This window comes from Pseudomonas syringae group sp. J254-4, assembly GCF_032586855.1.
GTDB lineage: Bacteria > Pseudomonadota > Gammaproteobacteria > Pseudomonadales > Pseudomonadaceae > Aquipseudomonas > Aquipseudomonas amygdali.
The window spans coordinates 283079-297753 of record NZ_JAWHOO010000003.1; the positions used below are offsets into that span (position 1 = coordinate 283079).

The following is a 14675-nucleotide window of genomic DNA, read 5'->3' on the forward strand; positions in this document are numbered from 1 at the left end:
CGCATGTCGAACGTTGATCGTCGCAGTTTCATCAAGTTGGCAGGCATTATCGGCCTGAGCGCAGCACTGCCGTTTGGTCGTGCCTACTCAGCCGACGCGCCGCTGGTGGTGGGTTTCATCTACGTCGGCGCTCGCGACGACTTTGGTTACAACCAGGCCCACGCCCAAGCAGCGGCCATCATCAAGACGCTGCCCAACGTCAAAGTGATCGAGGAAGAAAACGTTCCGGAAACCGTGGCCGTGCAGAAGACCATGGAAGCCATGATCCGTCAGGACGGTGCGACACTGATTTTTCCGACCTCATTCGGCTACTTTGAGCCGCATGTGGTCAAGGTCGCGAAAAAGTACCCGGACGTGCGCTTCGCGCATTGCGGCGGCCTCTGGCAGAAAGGTAAGGACCCGATCAACGCGGGCAGCTTTTTCGGTTACATCGACGAAGCGCAATACCTGAACGGCGTGATAGCCGGGCACATGAGCAAGAGCAAAAAACTCGGTTTCGTGGCCGCCAAGCCTGTGCCTCAGGTACTGCGCAACCTGAACGCGTTCGCCATGGGTGCCCGCTCGGTCGACCCGAGCATCGTGACCACGGTGATCTTCACCGGTGACTGGTCGCTGCCGGTCAAGGAAGCAGAAGCTGCCAACGGCCTGATCGACCAGGGCTGTGACGTACTTACCTGTCATGTCGACGGCCCCAAGGTGATCGTCGAGACGGCTGAAAAGCGCGGTGTCATGACCTGCGGCTACCACGCCAGCCAGGCCGCGCTGGCACCCAAAGGTTACCTGACCGGTGCCGAATGGAATTGGGAAACGCCTTATCGCGCCCATGTAGCGGCAGCCCAGAGCGGCACGCCGATGATCAACTTCCTGCGCGGCGGGCTCAAGGAAGGCTTCGTCAAGACTTCCGCCTATGGGCCTGCGGTAACAGGCGACGCCAAACAGCAAGCGGATGCCATCAAGGCGCAAATGATGGCCGGGCAGTTCGTGATCTTCAAAGGCCCGCTCAAGGACAACAAAGGCGCAGTGGTGATTGCAGATGGTGTGTCACAAGGCCAGACCGACATCGCCCTGGAGAGCATGAATTACCTGGTCGAAGGTGTACTTGGCCAGCTCTGAGGAATGTTCATGAGCCTATCCATTAGTCTGCGCCGCCTGGCCAGCGCGCTGTTGCCGGGGCTGCCTACGGTGTTGGCGGTGCTTTCCTCGTGCGTGCTGTTCGGGCTGTTTCTGGCGGTTCAGGGCAAGCCTGCCTGGCAAGCCCTGCAACTGGTCGGCGAAGGCGCGTTTGGTTCATGGTTCGCCCTGGAAAATACCTTGCAGCGTGCAGCGCCATTGATGTTGACCGCGCTCTGTGTGGCCCTGCCCGCCCGGGCCGGGCTGATCATTATCGGCGGCGAAGGCGCGCTGGTACTGGGCGGTCTGGCAGCGGCAGTGACCCCCTTGTGGCTCGGCCCTTTGTCACCCGGGGTGATGCTCGTCTGCATGGCCCTGGCGGCGATGAGCGTGGGCGCGCTGTGGATCGGTCTGAGTGGCTGGATGCGCCAGCGTCGCGGAGTCAACGAAACGATCAGCAGCCTACTGCTTTCCTACATCGCTCTGGCGCTGTTCCGGCAGTTGGTAGAAGGGCCGTTACGCGATCCGGCAAGCCTGAACAAGCCTTCGACTCCACCGCTGGACGATGCCTATATGCTCGGCACCATCAGCGACGGTTTCGAGGTGCATTGGGGGCTGGTGGCGGGCGTGGTCGCGTGTCTGCTGGCGTATGTGCTGGTGCGCCATAGCATCAAGGGTTTTGCCCTCGCCGTGGTCGGCGGCAACGTACGCACGGCGTTGATGATAGGTCTTCCGGTGGACCGCTTGATCCTGCTCAGTTGCCTGCTGGGCGGCGCGGCAGCGGGTCTGGCCGGAATGTTCGAAGTCACTGCTGTGCAAGGCAGCGCCAACGCCGCACTGATTGCCGGCTACGGCACCAGCGGCATTCTGGTCGCCTTCGCCGCACGCCATCATCCACTGGCCATTATCGTTTGCGCCATTTTGCTGGGTGGGCTGGAGGCCAGTGGCGGACTGCTGCAACGACGGCTCGGTCTGCCGGACGCCACCACGCTGATTCTTGAAGGGTTGCTGTTCACCAATCTGCTGCTCTGGGAAGCCCTGGGTGGGCGTATCGCCACCTGGAAGATCAGGCTGACGGCGTCGCCTGCGTCGGTCGACAAGGGAGCGCTGCAACATGGCTGATATCGACCTGAGCACCTTTCTGCTGGCATTGCTGGCTGGCGCGATCCGCGTCGGTACACCTTTTCTGTTCGTCAGCCTGGGCGAATGCCTTACCGAGAAAAGCGGCCGGATCAACCTGGGGCTGGAAGGCATCCTGGTTGCCGGCGCGATGTCCGGATACGCCGTGGCGTGCCTGAGTGGCTCGGCATGGCTGGGCGTTGGCGCTGCCGCCGGGGTCGGCATTCTGTTGGGCCTGCTGCACGGTCTGGCGTGCTCGTTGCCTAGGGTCAACGATATCGCGTTCGGCATCGCGCTGATTCTGCTCGGCACCGGGCTGGCGTTTTTTCTTGGCAAAGCGTTTATCCAGCCGCAAGCCCCCATGCTGCCGTCACTGGCACTGGGTGCCTGGAGCGACGAAGAACGCGTGCGTTCGGCGCTGAATATCAACGTGCTGTTCTTCGTCGGTGCAGCGCTGGCATTCGTACTGCACTGGGGGCTGCGCACCACGCGCTGGGGGCTGATGCTGCGCTTGGTTGGCGATCACGCCGATACCGCTCAGGCGCTGGGCTATCGCCCGCTCAAGGTGCGCATTCTGGCGACAGCGGTCGGCGGCGGATTGGCCGGAATCGGCGGCGCTTACCTGTCGCTTTACTACCCCGGCAGCTGGAATGAAGGGCTGTCCAGCGGGCAAGGATTGATGGCCGTCGCGCTGGTGATATTTGCCCGTTGGCGCCCGTTGGCGTGCCTGTGGGCATCGTTGCTGTTCGGCGCTGCCGGTGCCATTGGCCCGGCCCTGCAAGCGGTCGGTATCAGCACCGGCTACTACCTGTTTGCCGCAGCACCTTATGCACTGACGCTGGTGGTGATGTACGCCACTTGCCGCCGTGGTCGCACCCTGAACGGCGCACCTGGCGAACTCAGCCTGACGCGATGAACTGATCTTTTCGAGGAGGCATGCACATGGCCAGTGGTCTTGGTGGTTTGAACAAGTCGCCCAAGGGCGTGGTGATCGGCCTGGCGCAACTGGCGTTGCCTGATCCGCATACCCGCGAGGCGTTGTGGGCACAAACGCAGAAAGTGGTCAGCATGGTGGCCAAGGCGCGACGCAGCAATCCGGGCATGGACCTGATCGTGTTTCCCGAGTACTCCTTGCATGGCCTGTCGATGAGCACCGCGCCAGAGATCATGTGCAGCCTCGACGGCCCGGAAGTAATGGCGCTGCGCGAGGCGTGCCGGGACCACCGGATATGGGGCTGCTTCTCGATCATGGAAGCCAACCCGCACGGCAATCCATTCAACAGCGGCCTGATCGTTGATGACCTCGGCGAGATTCGCCTGTATTACCGCAAGCTCCATCCGTGGGTGCCAGTCGAGCCCTGGGAACCTGGCGATCTGGGTATTCCGGTCTGCGACGGGCCGCGTGGCAGCAAGCTGGCGCTGATCATCTGCCACGACGGCATGTTTCCGGAAATGGCCCGCGAGTGCGCCTACAAGGGTGCCGACATCATGCTGCGCACCGCGGGTTATACCGCACCGATCCGTCACTCGTGGAAGATCACCAACCAGAGCAACGCTTTCACTAACCTGATGCAAACCGCGAGCGTCTGCATGTGTGGCTCCGACGGCACGTTCGACTCCATGGGCGAGGCCATGTTCGTCGACTTCGACGGCACGATCATGGCTGAAGGCGGTGGTCGGGCCGACGAAATCGTCTGCTGCGAACTGCGCCCGGACCTGGTCCGCGAGGCCCGTGTGCACTGGGCCGTGGAGAACAACATCTACCAATTCGGCCATCGCGGTTACGTGGCGGTAAAGGGTGGCGCGCGCGACTGTCCTTACACCTACATGCATGATCTGACCGCAGGCCAATACCGTCTGCCCTGGGAAGACGATGTCGTGCATACCGACGGTAGCGCCTGCGGCTTTACTGCGCCTGAGCGCGAATTCAAACCCACCCCCAGCAGCTGGAAGGATTAACGCCATGAGTGAACGTCATATTGCATCGGCGCCCTACCCTTGGCCTTGGAACGGGCAATTGCATGCGCACAACACAGCACTGATCGTGATCGACATGCAGACCGACTTCTGTGGCGTCGGCGGCTACGTGGACAGCATGGGTTACGACCTGTCGCTGACCCGTGCGCCCATCGAGCCGATCAAGGCACTGCTGGCGATGATGCGCCCGCTGGGCTTCACCATCATCCATACCCGCGAAGGCCATCGCCCGGACCTTAGCGACTTGCCTGCCAACAAACGCTGGCGCTCGCAACGCATCGGCGCCGGGATCGGTGACCCTGGCCCGTGCGGCAAGATTCTGGTGCGTGGCGAACCGGGCTGGGAAATCATCGACGAGCTGGCACCGCTGCCCGGCGAAATCGTGCTCGACAAACCCGGCAAAGGCTCCTTCTGCGCCACCGATCTGGAACTGATCCTGCGCACACGCGGCATCGACAACCTGATCCTGACCGGCATCACCACCGATGTCTGCGTGCACACCACGATGCGCGAAGCCAATGACCGCGGCTTCGAGTGCGTGCTGCTGGAAGACTGCTGCGGCGCGACCGATCCCGGCAACCATGCGGCGGCCCTGAGCATGGTCAAAATGCAGGGTGGCGTGTTCGGCGCAGTGGGACATTCCGCGATGTTTCGCGACCTGTTTGGAGCATAAACATGCACGCCCCAAGCCTTGAGACGATTGGTGCCAGCAAGCATTTCGGTACGTTTCGCGCACTGGACGAGGTGTCGTTCAAGGTCCGCGCCGGCACTGTCCACGCCCTGCTCGGCGAGAACGGGGCCGGCAAAAGCACGCTGGTCAAAGGCATCATCGGCTACAGCCCGCTGCAATCGGGCAGTATTCTGGTTAACAACCGCGAGCACGCGATCAGCTCCCCGCGTGATTCTCATCAGTTGCATATCGGTATGGTGTATCAGCACTTCACCGTCGCACCGGGCCTGAGCGTGGCTGAAAACCTGGTGCTGTCACGCGGTGATCTGCCGTGGCGTATCAACTGGGCCAGCGAGCACGAGCGCCTCGAAGCCTTCATGGCAAAGATGCCTTTTCGTCTGGATATCCATCGTCCGGTCAGCAGTCTGGCCGCAGGTGAAAAACAGAAACTGGAAATCCTCAAGCAGCTGTATCTGCAACGTCGGCTGATCATTCTCGATGAACCGACCTCGGTACTCACGCCGCAAGAGGCCGATGAAGTGCTGGGGCTGATGCAGTCGATGGCACATCGCGGTGAACTCACCGTGCTGATGATCACCCACAAGTTTCGCGAAGTCAGCACCTATGCCGATGACGTCACCGTGCTGCGCAAGGGCCGCTGGGTAGGCACAGCGACAGTGGCCGACACCACCACGCAGCAGATGGCTGCCTGGATGATGGGCGAAGCGCAAGTGCGTAGCGTGAGCAACGATCGGCCGGTCATGGCAACCCGTACGCCCCAGTTGCAGGTAGAGGGGCTGGATGTACCCGGTGACAAAGGCACGCTGGCGGTGAAAAACCTTTCTCTGGCAGTGCAGCCGGGAGAGATCGTCGGGGTTGCGGGTATTTCCGGTAACGGCCAGCGCGAACTCACCGAAGCCCTGCTCGGCCAGCGACCCTTCAGTGCCGGACAGATATCGGTCGATGGCCAGCCTTACCATGCGCAGCGTGAACAGATGCAGCGTCTGCGCGTGTTCAGCCTGCCCGAAGAGCCCTTGCGCAACGCCTGTATCGGCAGCTTCAGCGTGGCCGACAATCTGGCCCTGCGCAACTTCGACCAGCCGCCGCTGTGCCGTCAGGGCTGGCGTCTTGATCGTCGTGCAATAGGCGCACAGGCGCGCACATTGATCGAACAGTTCAAGGTCTCGCCCAACGACCCGAACCGTCCCATCGGCACCTTGTCGGGAGGCAATGTGCAGCGCGCCGTACTGGCGCGAGAACTGACCCATGACGTCGCGGTGCTGATCGTCGCCAATCCGGTATTCGGCCTGGACTTCGCCAGTGTCGCGCTTATCCACCAGCGCCTGATCGACGCGCGCAACAGCGGCACAGCAGTCCTGCTGCTCAGTGAAGATCTCGACGAACTGCTGAGCCTGGCAGACCGCATCGTGGTCATTCATGACGGCGAACTGGTTTTTGAAACCAGCGCAGCCGCCGCTGATCGAACCGAGCTGGGTCGACACATGGCCGGTGCCGAGCAGCTTGCCGGAGAACCGGCATGATCAGCGTCAATGCGCGTTCGGACTGCTTCACGTTCGACCCCTCCTGTGCCGCTGTGGTGATCATCGACATGCAGCGCGACTTCCTCGAACCCGGCGGCTTTGGTGCCGCGCTGGGCAACGATGTCGCACCGTTGCAGGCCATCGTGCCATCGGTGCAACAACTGCTGGCGCTGGCCCGTGATCAGGGCATAGTGGTCATACACACTCGTGAATCGCACAGCGCGGACCTTGCCGACTGCCCGCCCGCCAAGCTGGCCCAAGGTTCACCGGGCCTGCGTATCGGCGACCTCGGCCCGATGGGCCGCATCCTGATTCGCGGCGAACCCGGCAATCAGATTATCGACAGCCTGACGCCGCTCGCCTGCGAGTGGGTCATCGACAAACCGGGCAAGGGCATGTTCTTCGCCACCGACCTGCATCAGCGGCTGACCGACGCCGGGATCACTCATTTGATCTTCGCAGGCGTTACCACCGAAGTCTGCGTGCAGACCAGCATGCGCGAAGCCAGTGATCGGGGTTATCGCTGCCTGCTGATCGAAGATGCGACCGAAAGCTATTTCCCGGCCTTCAAACAGGCCACTCTGGACATGATCACCGCACAAAACGCGATTGTCGGGCGTGCAGCGTCACTGGCCGATCTGCAACACGCCCTGCAAACAAGGAGTACATCCTGATGGACATCAACCTTGCGCACATCGTCGCCGAAGTGACCAGCGCGTTCACTGATTACGAGCGCGCCCTGCTGGCCAACGAGCTGACCACACTGGATGGGTATTTCTGGAATTCCGAACAGACCGTCCGCTATGGCGTCGCGGAAAACCTGCACGGTGCCGACGCCATCGCGCGCTATCGACGCCACTGTCAGCCAGTCGGGCCCGGTCGAAAGTTATTACGCACCGTGGTGAGCACCTTCGGTGAAGACTTCGCCACCGTCAGCACCGAGTTTCACGATGGCGTTACTGAGCGTCTGGGACGGCAGATGCAAACCTGGGCACGCCTGGACGGCGGCTGGAAAGTCGTTGCGGCACATGTCAGCATTGACCTGAGCAGCCTGGAGCCACGCCCTTGAATTCCCCCAACACCACCAACGCGCTGGCAGAAGACGTCTATCGTCGGCTCAAGCAGGAGATCTTCGACTTCTATCTGCTGCCCTACGACCGCTTCACCGAAACGCAACTGGCAGACCGTTATCAGGTGTCACGCACGCCGGTGCGTGACGCGTTGTACCGGCTGCAGCGCGAGGGTTATCTGGACGTCGAGTTTCGACGGGGCTGGTCAGTCAAGCCGCTGGATTTCGACCAGATCGACCAGCTGTACGATCTGCGCATCGTGCTTGAATGTGCTGCGGTCGAGCGTATCTGTGCATCCCACGACGTGCATCCGGAACTCAATGTGCTGCGTCAGCACTGGCTGATTGATCGCAGCCACTGGCAGATCGACATGCAGGTCGTCGCAGACCTAGACGAACAGTTTCACACCCAACTGGTGGCCGCCTCGGGCAATCTGGAAATGGCCCGTGTTCATCAGGAAGTGACCGAGCGCATTCGCATCGTGCGCAGACTGGACTTCTTCAAAAGCGCCCGCATCGAACATACCTACCTGGAGCACGCCGCGATCCTCAATGCATTGCAGGCACGCAAACGGGACGAAGCGCTGTTGTTACTGCGCTCTCATGTGGAAATCAGCAAACTCGAAGTGCGCAAACTGACGATATCGATGCTCAGTGATGCGCGACGGCGGCATGAGGCATGAGGCATGAAGCGTTGACGGTTATCAGCTGCTTCTGCCGAGTTTGCCGGTGAACGGTGCGGATATCTCGCACCTCAGCCCGACCGGTTCGTAGAAGAACGTTGCCGAACCATCAAAAGCATTACCCAGGCTGCCCTTGATCATCGCCGTGCCATAACCCTTGCGGCTCGGCTGATCGACTTGCGGGCCGCCGCTCTCCGCCCAGACCAGCCTGAAAACAGGCTCGAGATCATCACTGCCCTGCGCAACAATCCCCCACTGCACATTCAGTTCTCCCGCTTCCCGAGACAGCGAGCCGTACTTGGTGGCGTTGGTACACAGCTCATGTATCACCAGTGCCAGCGCCGATGCGGCCTCCTGGGTCAGCAAAACATCAGGGCCGGAAAAACTGATAGCACAGTCTTTTTGATAAGGCGCGAGCATTTCCTGCAGTAAGGCAGCCATTTCGATTTCGCACGTGCTCAGTGCCAGCGAGTGCGCGCGATGCATCATTACCAGCCGCTCGCTAAACACCGCCCGAAACTGCCTTACGTCGGGGTATCGTTTCAAGGTCAGATTGGCAACACCGCCAATCGTCAGAAACAGATTTCGAATACGGTGCTCAAGCTCGCCCAGAATAAGCGCGTTGGATTCCTGCGACCTGCTATACGCACAGATACGCGCGCATAACGATGATGCCAATTGCAGAAACTCGCGCTGTTCAACAGTCAGCGACATGCCCGACGGGTGGATGATTGCAATACTTCCCTGGGCGTTGTTATCAGCGCTCAGTGCCGGAATCGAAATCATCGCGTGCAGATCATGTCGGGCGAAGAGCGCTTTCCACTCTTGCGAAAAGCGCGGGTCGTTTGCCACGTCCGGAACGTCGATGGTTTTCCCGGTCAATATGCCTAGTCCACATGAGCCGCGCTTGCCGGTGATGATGTTACCCACCAGAGCTTGAGAAAAATCGGACGGCAGGTTCGGGAAAATAGACTGACGAAATGTTCTGCCGGCCTTATCCAGCACATTGATGCCGACGACGGCACCCGGCAATCTGATTTGCAGCGCAATGGCAAAATCTTCAAGAAGCGGTTGGGCGGGCAAAGCGGATGACATGACGTCCAGTGCGCGATTACGAAAAACCTCTAGAAACTCACGCATGGCAGCCGCATCCTCAGGTGCGAAAAAGTCAGACATGGTACACCGGTGGCAGGCTTGCGATACGTGAGTTGGACAAAACGCCTTTTAGAGGAAAACAGCGTGCTCGTCGTTGTTCAGCTATTAAAGCTATCCTCAGCACTTTCCGGAAATGGAAGCCCACAATGACACGAGCCGTACTTTTGGTGCTGTTGATCCTCTCGGTTGCATGGCTGGCGCAAAGTGGTGATGGCGACGAAATGCACTGCCCTGACAAAGATGCGAATTTTTTTGCTGAATCCATCAACGCGTATTTTGACAAACATCCACCAAAAGCCGGTAAAGCCGTGACCATTCCTGACGGCGCCCGTTACGACAATCGTACCCACTGGTGGATAGTTCCGGTCGACGTCGGCCAGGAAAGATTACAGGCGCTGTTGAGTTGCGACGGCCATCTAGAACTGTCCGGGCTTAAAACATGAACAACATTGCGCTGGATATCACCTGCCTGACGCCACTGCCTAACCATCGACAGGTCGTTAATTATCTGAAAACCAGCGAACCTGCAGTGCGTAGCCGGGCCTGGTCGCTCGGTGTCAGGCAGGAATGTGCCGAGGACGTGAATGTCGGAAGCTCTGGAGGAGGCCATGAGGTCTGTTGCGGTCTGCAGTGTCTGTCAGCTATGAGTGACAAGCCGGTCAAGTGCATCAATTGCCGAGCTGCACCATTCGGTCACATCATCGAATTTGTACTCCACTGCCAAGGCGTCGGTGATTTCAACTTCAAGTTCTGCCTCCGCCCCGGAGTTGTCAAACAAGTACGCTCGACTTGACGCTTGAATGGCCTCAGGAAGCAGTGCCAGGCACCTATGATAACGAGCACGTATCGTGTCTGGCTTAACGTCGTGCCCTCCTTCGCCAACACGAATGGCAACCCGGTTGATATTGATTTCCGGGGCCTCGGTTGAAACGAAATACAAGTATGTGCGGTATCCCAACGACCTGGCTTTCTTGATGAAATCAACCTTGGAGCGGTCTGACATAACCGTTTCAAAAGTGAAGCTGGCGGCTTGTTCAAGCAATTGATGCCGGATGAAATCAGCGACGACCGATGAGTGGTACGAATTTATCTCGATCGAGTCGATCATCAGGGATTGACCGACAACAGTGAAATGCTCAGCCTGAGCCCCCAGCTGTTCTCTGACGATCAACGGATGAGAAGTAAAAAAGTCTTGAAACGCTTGCTGATCGAGGCTCACGGAGAAAGGCGAGAGGTCTATGAAACCGTTCTCTCCCGCCTCACGTTCCAGGTCGTCAGCATTAACGTATATATAGATTAAATCAGGATCAAGAAGACGCTTAATGGTGCTTTTGCCAGAGCCGTTTGGCCCTGCAAATACACGGAGTCTAGGAACCGGCACTGGCGGACGCCCCAGAGCCGATTTTGAAGCAAACTCCAGCCTTCACGCTGCGACGGGGTTTGGAAGCACAAACAATTTGCTCGGTACCGTCTGCTCGTTCGGCAACGATAAATCCGCCCTTGGAAAGCACAACGGTACGACCAGCTGCCTTGGCTTTTTCGTAAGCCATCCGTGTCGCAAGAGAAGCCTGAGCCGGGATCTGAGCTTCAAGCTCTTGAGTGGCCTCTTCAGACAATGCTTTGTTGACGGCTTTAGGCATGAATCCTCCTGGTCCTTGTGCTTAGGTGAGCGTGAACGACTTCATAGTAGCCCGAAAAAATGCTTTTCGACACGAGACAGATTACACCTTGTTTACCAGATGTGGCGCAAACGAGAGACCTGTCTGCGCCAATCCCGTTTCACACCAGCCAATGCCACAACAACAGCGTACCTATCAGCCCCACTACCGAAACAATCGTCTGTAACACCGACCCTACCCAAAGGGTTTGCTTGAGTTGCAGGCCGAAGTATTCGCGGACCATCAGAATCACCGGCAGAAGAATGATCAGCAAGGAAGTCCCGAACCCGGGCTGGCGACGGGTATCAGGCTTGGCACTGAACAACTCGCCCAACTCGGCGGGTTCTTCAATGTGCATACGCCTGGACAGTATTTGCCAGACCGGTCAGAAATTCGGGTAAAGAACTAAATGTCCTGAATCCTCGCAGCACCCGCGTCAGCGTCAGCCGCAGACGCCCCGCAGCGCAACGGATATGGTCGTTACGCGCGTAATGCACCCTTTGAATCATGTGGGTATAGTGCCTGTGCAACAAGTGCCCGGTGCCTGCGGTCCAACCCACTGCATTCAGTACCCGTCCGGCATTGCGTCACCCATTATCTGATCAGAGCCGCGATCAATTTAACGGATCACTCGACAGGACATCAGATGACCTCATCCAGCCAGCGCCTGGCCTTGCTTGAAGCAGTTGTCGAGCAGTCATTCAATGCCGTTTTGATCACCGATGCCAATCTGACCAATGGCGGCCCGTTCATTGTGTATGTCAATCCGGCATTCTGCGCGATGACCGGCTACGCAGCAGAGGCATTGATAGGCCGTTCGCCAAGGATCCTGCAAGGACCCGACACCGATCGTCAGGTGATCGAGCGTATGCGCCAGTGCCTGAGCGAGAGCCTCTTTTTCGAAGGGTCGACAGTCAATTACCGCGCGGACGGAAGCCCCTATGTCGTCGAGTGGAAAATCTCCCCGGTGCGCGACGAAGCGGGTGCGGTTTGCAACTTTGTATCGGTGCAGCAAAACATCAGCCCGCGCATTCGGGCGGAGCGCGAACAGCATTTGCTGGCTCAGGCGCTGAACGCCGCGCTTGATCCGATCATGATTACCGATTGCAACGCCACTATCGTTTTTGCCAATGAGGCTTTTCAGAACATCACCGGTTACAGCGCGCCGGAAATCATCGGCGAAAACCCGCGAGTGCTCAGCTCTGGTAAACATGATGAGATGTTTTATGCGCAATTCAATGAGGCGCTGGCCAGTGGTACGCCCTTTCGTACGACCTTCATCAACAAGCGCAAGGATGGCTCTCTGTTCTATGCAGAACACAGCATTTCCCCGCTGTGTAACCTGGAGGGAACCATCACGCATTACGTCAGCATCAGCCAGGATGTAACCACGCGGCTGGGCCGTGAACAAAAGTTGCTGGAGATTGCTCACAGCGACCCGCTGACCGGGCTGAATAACCGAAGGGCGGCGGAACACACCCTTGAGCGGCTGATCGATACCGCGCGAATATCGGGCAGGCCATTCAGCCTTATCATTGGCGACATTGATCACTTCAAATCGGTCAATGACCGATACGGCCACCCCGCTGGCGACAGGGTATTGACCAGCGTTGCCGTCATCCTCAAACAACGGATCCGCCTGCAGGATGTCGCGGCCCGATGGGGAGGAGAAGAGTTTCTGATACTGGTGCCCGATAGCTCATTGAATCATGCCGCGGAGTTGGCCGACCGCATTCGAAAGGGCGTTGAGAGTCTGTTGATACCGGATACAGGCTCGGTGACTATCTCTCTGGGGGTTGCGCAGCTCAGCCCGGGAGAAACAGCAGCAAGCCTGATCCAGCGCGCAGACAAAGCGCTCTATCAAGCCAAGCGCCTGGGCCGTAACCGTGTCGACATCGCACACGCAGACGACGCGATTTATTGAGATTGTCTGCGAGCGGAGTCGTCAGGATTACCGCACGGCGCTATCGGTATTTCACAGTGACGGACGCTTTACGGACGACTACCACCAACAAGAACGGGTATTCTCAGCACCTTGTTGGCAGCGGTGATGTAAACCCAGTGCTGTGACCCGGTAGAACAGAATGCAAGATTGCCGGTGTCTTTCGCCGTGACCTTTATTTTCCCCAGCAACTCGCCGCTGGCAGAGAACACCTGAATACCCTCTTTGCTGCTGCTCCAGACGTTGCCCTGCGCGTCGACCTTGAGCCCGTCAGGGATGCCGGGGGCAATCTCGGCAAACACCTTGCCGTTACTCAGCGCCCCGTCGCGCACCTGATACACCCGGATACTGTGTGCCAGTTTCGGATTCTTGAAATCATGCGCCAGTTGCGAGTCCGCGACATACAGCAAGCTTTGATCGGGTGAAAACGCCAGGCCGTTCGGCGAATGAAGTCCCGGGGTATTCAACCTCACCAGTTGGTTTTGTTCCGGATCGTAGCGGTATACATACTCGCCGCCCTGCTCCGGTTTGCCGCCATAACTTTCAGCCTTGTTCAACACGCCGAAGGTTGGATCACTGAACCAGATACCGCCACGCTTATCGACCACGACATCATTCGGGCTGTTCAAACGCTTGCCTTCGTACCTGTCGACCACTGTGCGCCATTGACCATCCGCTTCCTGTCGCACTATTGCGCGTTCGCCATGGGATGCGGCGATGACTCGGCCTTCGGCATCCAGAGCATGCCCGTTCTGATAATGGGCAGGGTCCAGCCGTACAGTCACGCCGTCATGCTCTTTCCAGCTCATGACCTTGTTCGCCTTCACATCACTCCAGATCAACTGACCGTCTGGCAAACACAAAGGACCTTCCGCCCACTGCGCATCGGCGGTAAGCACTTGTGCCTGCGCGTCGGGCTGGATGAGTGCAGCAAACCGGGGATTACTGGCAACCACCGTGACGGGCGAAGCGTCTGAAGCCATCACTGCGCCTGCAGCGAGAAGCGCGCCCGCCAACACGAGCGAAGTGGTTTTCTTGCCTGGATGACGGAAGACTCGATTCATGCATTTCGCCCCAATTGATCAGTAGGCACACCGGCCGGAAGAACGTTTGGCAGCAGCATCCGGTTTGAGTTTCACGATGAGTTGAACGTTGGGCTGATCACCCACGGTACGAGTCAGATGCCCGACCCTGTTGTCGCCAGGCCTTGCTTTGGAGCTGCTGTCGGCATTGAACTGCATTTCCCCGGGGCCCTGAACCAATACCGTGCCATCAGTGGTTTCCACCGACCACTGACCCTGTAGGGTGATCACCCACTGAGGGCCCGGCGCATGGTGCCAACTGCCGACGTAACCCGGCGGCAGTACCGCGTAGGCAATACTTTCTACTTCGTCGGGCGAAACTCCGATCCACTGAGGCTCGGCGGGTGGCGCGTAACTTTTGAATTCCAGCCCCTCGATACGACAATGATCGACATGGGTGGCCCCTGCCTCGTCGGCCCAGACAGTGGCGTACTTGACGGGGGGCTGAAGCTTGCCGTTGCTGGTGGTGCTTTGTTGAGAGTTTGCGGGTACAGACAGTACCGCCGCATTGACGCTAGTGCTTGCCGCACAAACGGCAGCAAAGGTCAGTGCAAATGCGAAGAGCGTTTTCATGGGTAAATCCTTGTTCGCGAGAACACTGGGTGGAAAGACAACGTCGCTGTGCCACTACCAATCAAGAGGCCAGTCGCATGATAACGCGCGATCAAA

At 58.8% G+C, this 14675-nt stretch carries 17 protein-coding genes; 11 read left to right on the forward strand and 6 right to left on the reverse strand.

Annotated features, from left to right (window positions below):
* Nucleotides 1-3: 3 nt before the first annotated feature.
* From RYB09_RS06350 to RYB09_RS06390, 9 genes are read left to right on the forward strand one after another with little or no spacing between them, the layout of a single operon-like run.
* Nucleotides 4-1113, forward strand: coding sequence for a BMP family ABC transporter substrate-binding protein (locus RYB09_RS06350; RefSeq protein WP_316887661.1), 1110 nt, complete (start codon nucleotides 4-6; stop codon nucleotides 1111-1113).
* A gap of 9 nt (nucleotides 1114-1122) precedes the next feature.
* A complete protein-coding gene (locus RYB09_RS06355; RefSeq protein WP_122259257.1) occupies nucleotides 1123-2232 on the forward strand; it encodes an ABC transporter permease in 1110 nt (369 codons plus the stop codon).
* Nucleotides 2225-3145: an ABC transporter permease gene (locus tag RYB09_RS06360; protein WP_122259258.1), complete on the forward strand. Its 921-nt coding sequence runs from the start codon at nucleotides 2225-2227 to the stop codon at nucleotides 3143-3145. Before RYB09_RS06355 ends, RYB09_RS06360 begins: the two co-directional genes overlap by 8 nt.
* Before the next feature lie 26 nt (nucleotides 3146-3171).
* Complete coding sequence (locus tag RYB09_RS06365; RefSeq protein ID WP_058401724.1) at nucleotides 3172-4188, forward strand: formamidase; 1017 nt, start codon at nucleotides 3172-3174, stop codon at nucleotides 4186-4188.
* Nucleotides 4189-4192: 4 nt separating this feature from the next.
* On the forward strand, nucleotides 4193-4879 hold the full coding sequence (locus RYB09_RS06370; protein WP_058401723.1) for a cysteine hydrolase family protein: 687 nt from the start codon (nucleotides 4193-4195) through the stop codon (nucleotides 4877-4879).
* Between the two features lie 2 nt (nucleotides 4880-4881).
* Nucleotides 4882-6417: an ABC transporter ATP-binding protein gene (locus tag RYB09_RS06375; RefSeq protein WP_058401722.1), complete on the forward strand. Its 1536-nt coding sequence runs from the start codon at nucleotides 4882-4884 to the stop codon at nucleotides 6415-6417.
* A complete protein-coding gene (locus RYB09_RS06380) occupies nucleotides 6414-7091 on the forward strand; it encodes an isochorismatase family cysteine hydrolase (RefSeq protein WP_316887662.1) in 678 nt (225 codons plus the stop codon). The genes RYB09_RS06375 and RYB09_RS06380 overlap by 4 nt, the downstream gene beginning before the upstream one ends.
* A complete protein-coding gene (gene hpxZ, locus RYB09_RS06385; RefSeq protein WP_058401720.1) occupies nucleotides 7091-7486 on the forward strand; it encodes an oxalurate catabolism protein HpxZ in 396 nt (131 codons plus the stop codon). Before RYB09_RS06380 ends, hpxZ begins: the two co-directional genes overlap by 1 nt.
* Entirely contained in the window at nucleotides 7483-8169 is a 687-nt protein-coding gene (locus tag RYB09_RS06390) for a GntR family transcriptional regulator (RefSeq protein ID WP_058401719.1), read from the forward strand. Before hpxZ ends, RYB09_RS06390 begins: the two co-directional genes overlap by 4 nt.
* Before the next feature lie 21 nt (nucleotides 8170-8190).
* Here the strand turns inward: RYB09_RS06390 and RYB09_RS06395 are convergent, their stop codons facing one another.
* Nucleotides 8191-9309 (reverse strand): HWE histidine kinase domain-containing protein, encoded by a 1119-nt coding sequence (locus RYB09_RS06395; protein WP_058401735.1) that lies wholly within the window; start codon nucleotides 9307-9309, stop codon nucleotides 8191-8193.
* Nucleotides 9310-9470: 161 nt separating this feature from the next.
* On the opposite strand from RYB09_RS06395, the gene RYB09_RS06400 reads away from it, so the two are divergent.
* Complete coding sequence (locus RYB09_RS06400) at nucleotides 9471-9767, forward strand: hypothetical protein (protein ID WP_058401718.1); 297 nt, start codon at nucleotides 9471-9473, stop codon at nucleotides 9765-9767.
* A gap of 194 nt (nucleotides 9768-9961) precedes the next feature.
* On the opposite strand, the gene RYB09_RS06405 is transcribed toward RYB09_RS06400, so the two are convergent.
* From RYB09_RS06405 to RYB09_RS06415, 3 genes are all read right to left on the reverse strand, one after another.
* Nucleotides 9962-10705: a hypothetical protein gene (locus RYB09_RS06405; protein ID WP_058401717.1), complete on the reverse strand. Its 744-nt coding sequence runs from the start codon at nucleotides 10703-10705 to the stop codon at nucleotides 9962-9964.
* Nucleotides 10692-10964, reverse strand: a complete 273-nt coding sequence (locus tag RYB09_RS06410) for a hypothetical protein (RefSeq protein WP_058401716.1) — start codon at nucleotides 10962-10964, stop codon at nucleotides 10692-10694. The genes RYB09_RS06405 and RYB09_RS06410 overlap by 14 nt, the downstream gene beginning before the upstream one ends.
* Before the next feature lie 139 nt (nucleotides 10965-11103).
* Nucleotides 11104-11340, reverse strand: a complete 237-nt coding sequence (locus RYB09_RS06415) for a hypothetical protein (RefSeq protein WP_058401715.1) — start codon at nucleotides 11338-11340, stop codon at nucleotides 11104-11106.
* 288 nt (nucleotides 11341-11628) lie between these two features.
* Here RYB09_RS06415 and RYB09_RS06420 point away from each other — a divergent pair, with 288 nt between their 5' ends.
* Entirely contained in the window at nucleotides 11629-12906 is a 1278-nt protein-coding gene (locus RYB09_RS06420; protein WP_058401714.1) for a GGDEF domain-containing protein, read from the forward strand.
* A gap of 68 nt (nucleotides 12907-12974) precedes the next feature.
* Here the strand turns inward: RYB09_RS06420 and RYB09_RS06425 are convergent, their stop codons facing one another.
* On the reverse strand, nucleotides 12975-13988 hold the full coding sequence (locus RYB09_RS06425; protein ID WP_316887663.1) for an SMP-30/gluconolactonase/LRE family protein: 1014 nt from the start codon (nucleotides 13986-13988) through the stop codon (nucleotides 12975-12977).
* 18 nt (nucleotides 13989-14006) lie between these two features.
* On the reverse strand, nucleotides 14007-14579 hold the full coding sequence (locus RYB09_RS06430) for a hypothetical protein (protein ID WP_058408970.1): 573 nt from the start codon (nucleotides 14577-14579) through the stop codon (nucleotides 14007-14009).
* Nucleotides 14580-14675 lie beyond the last annotated feature (96 nt).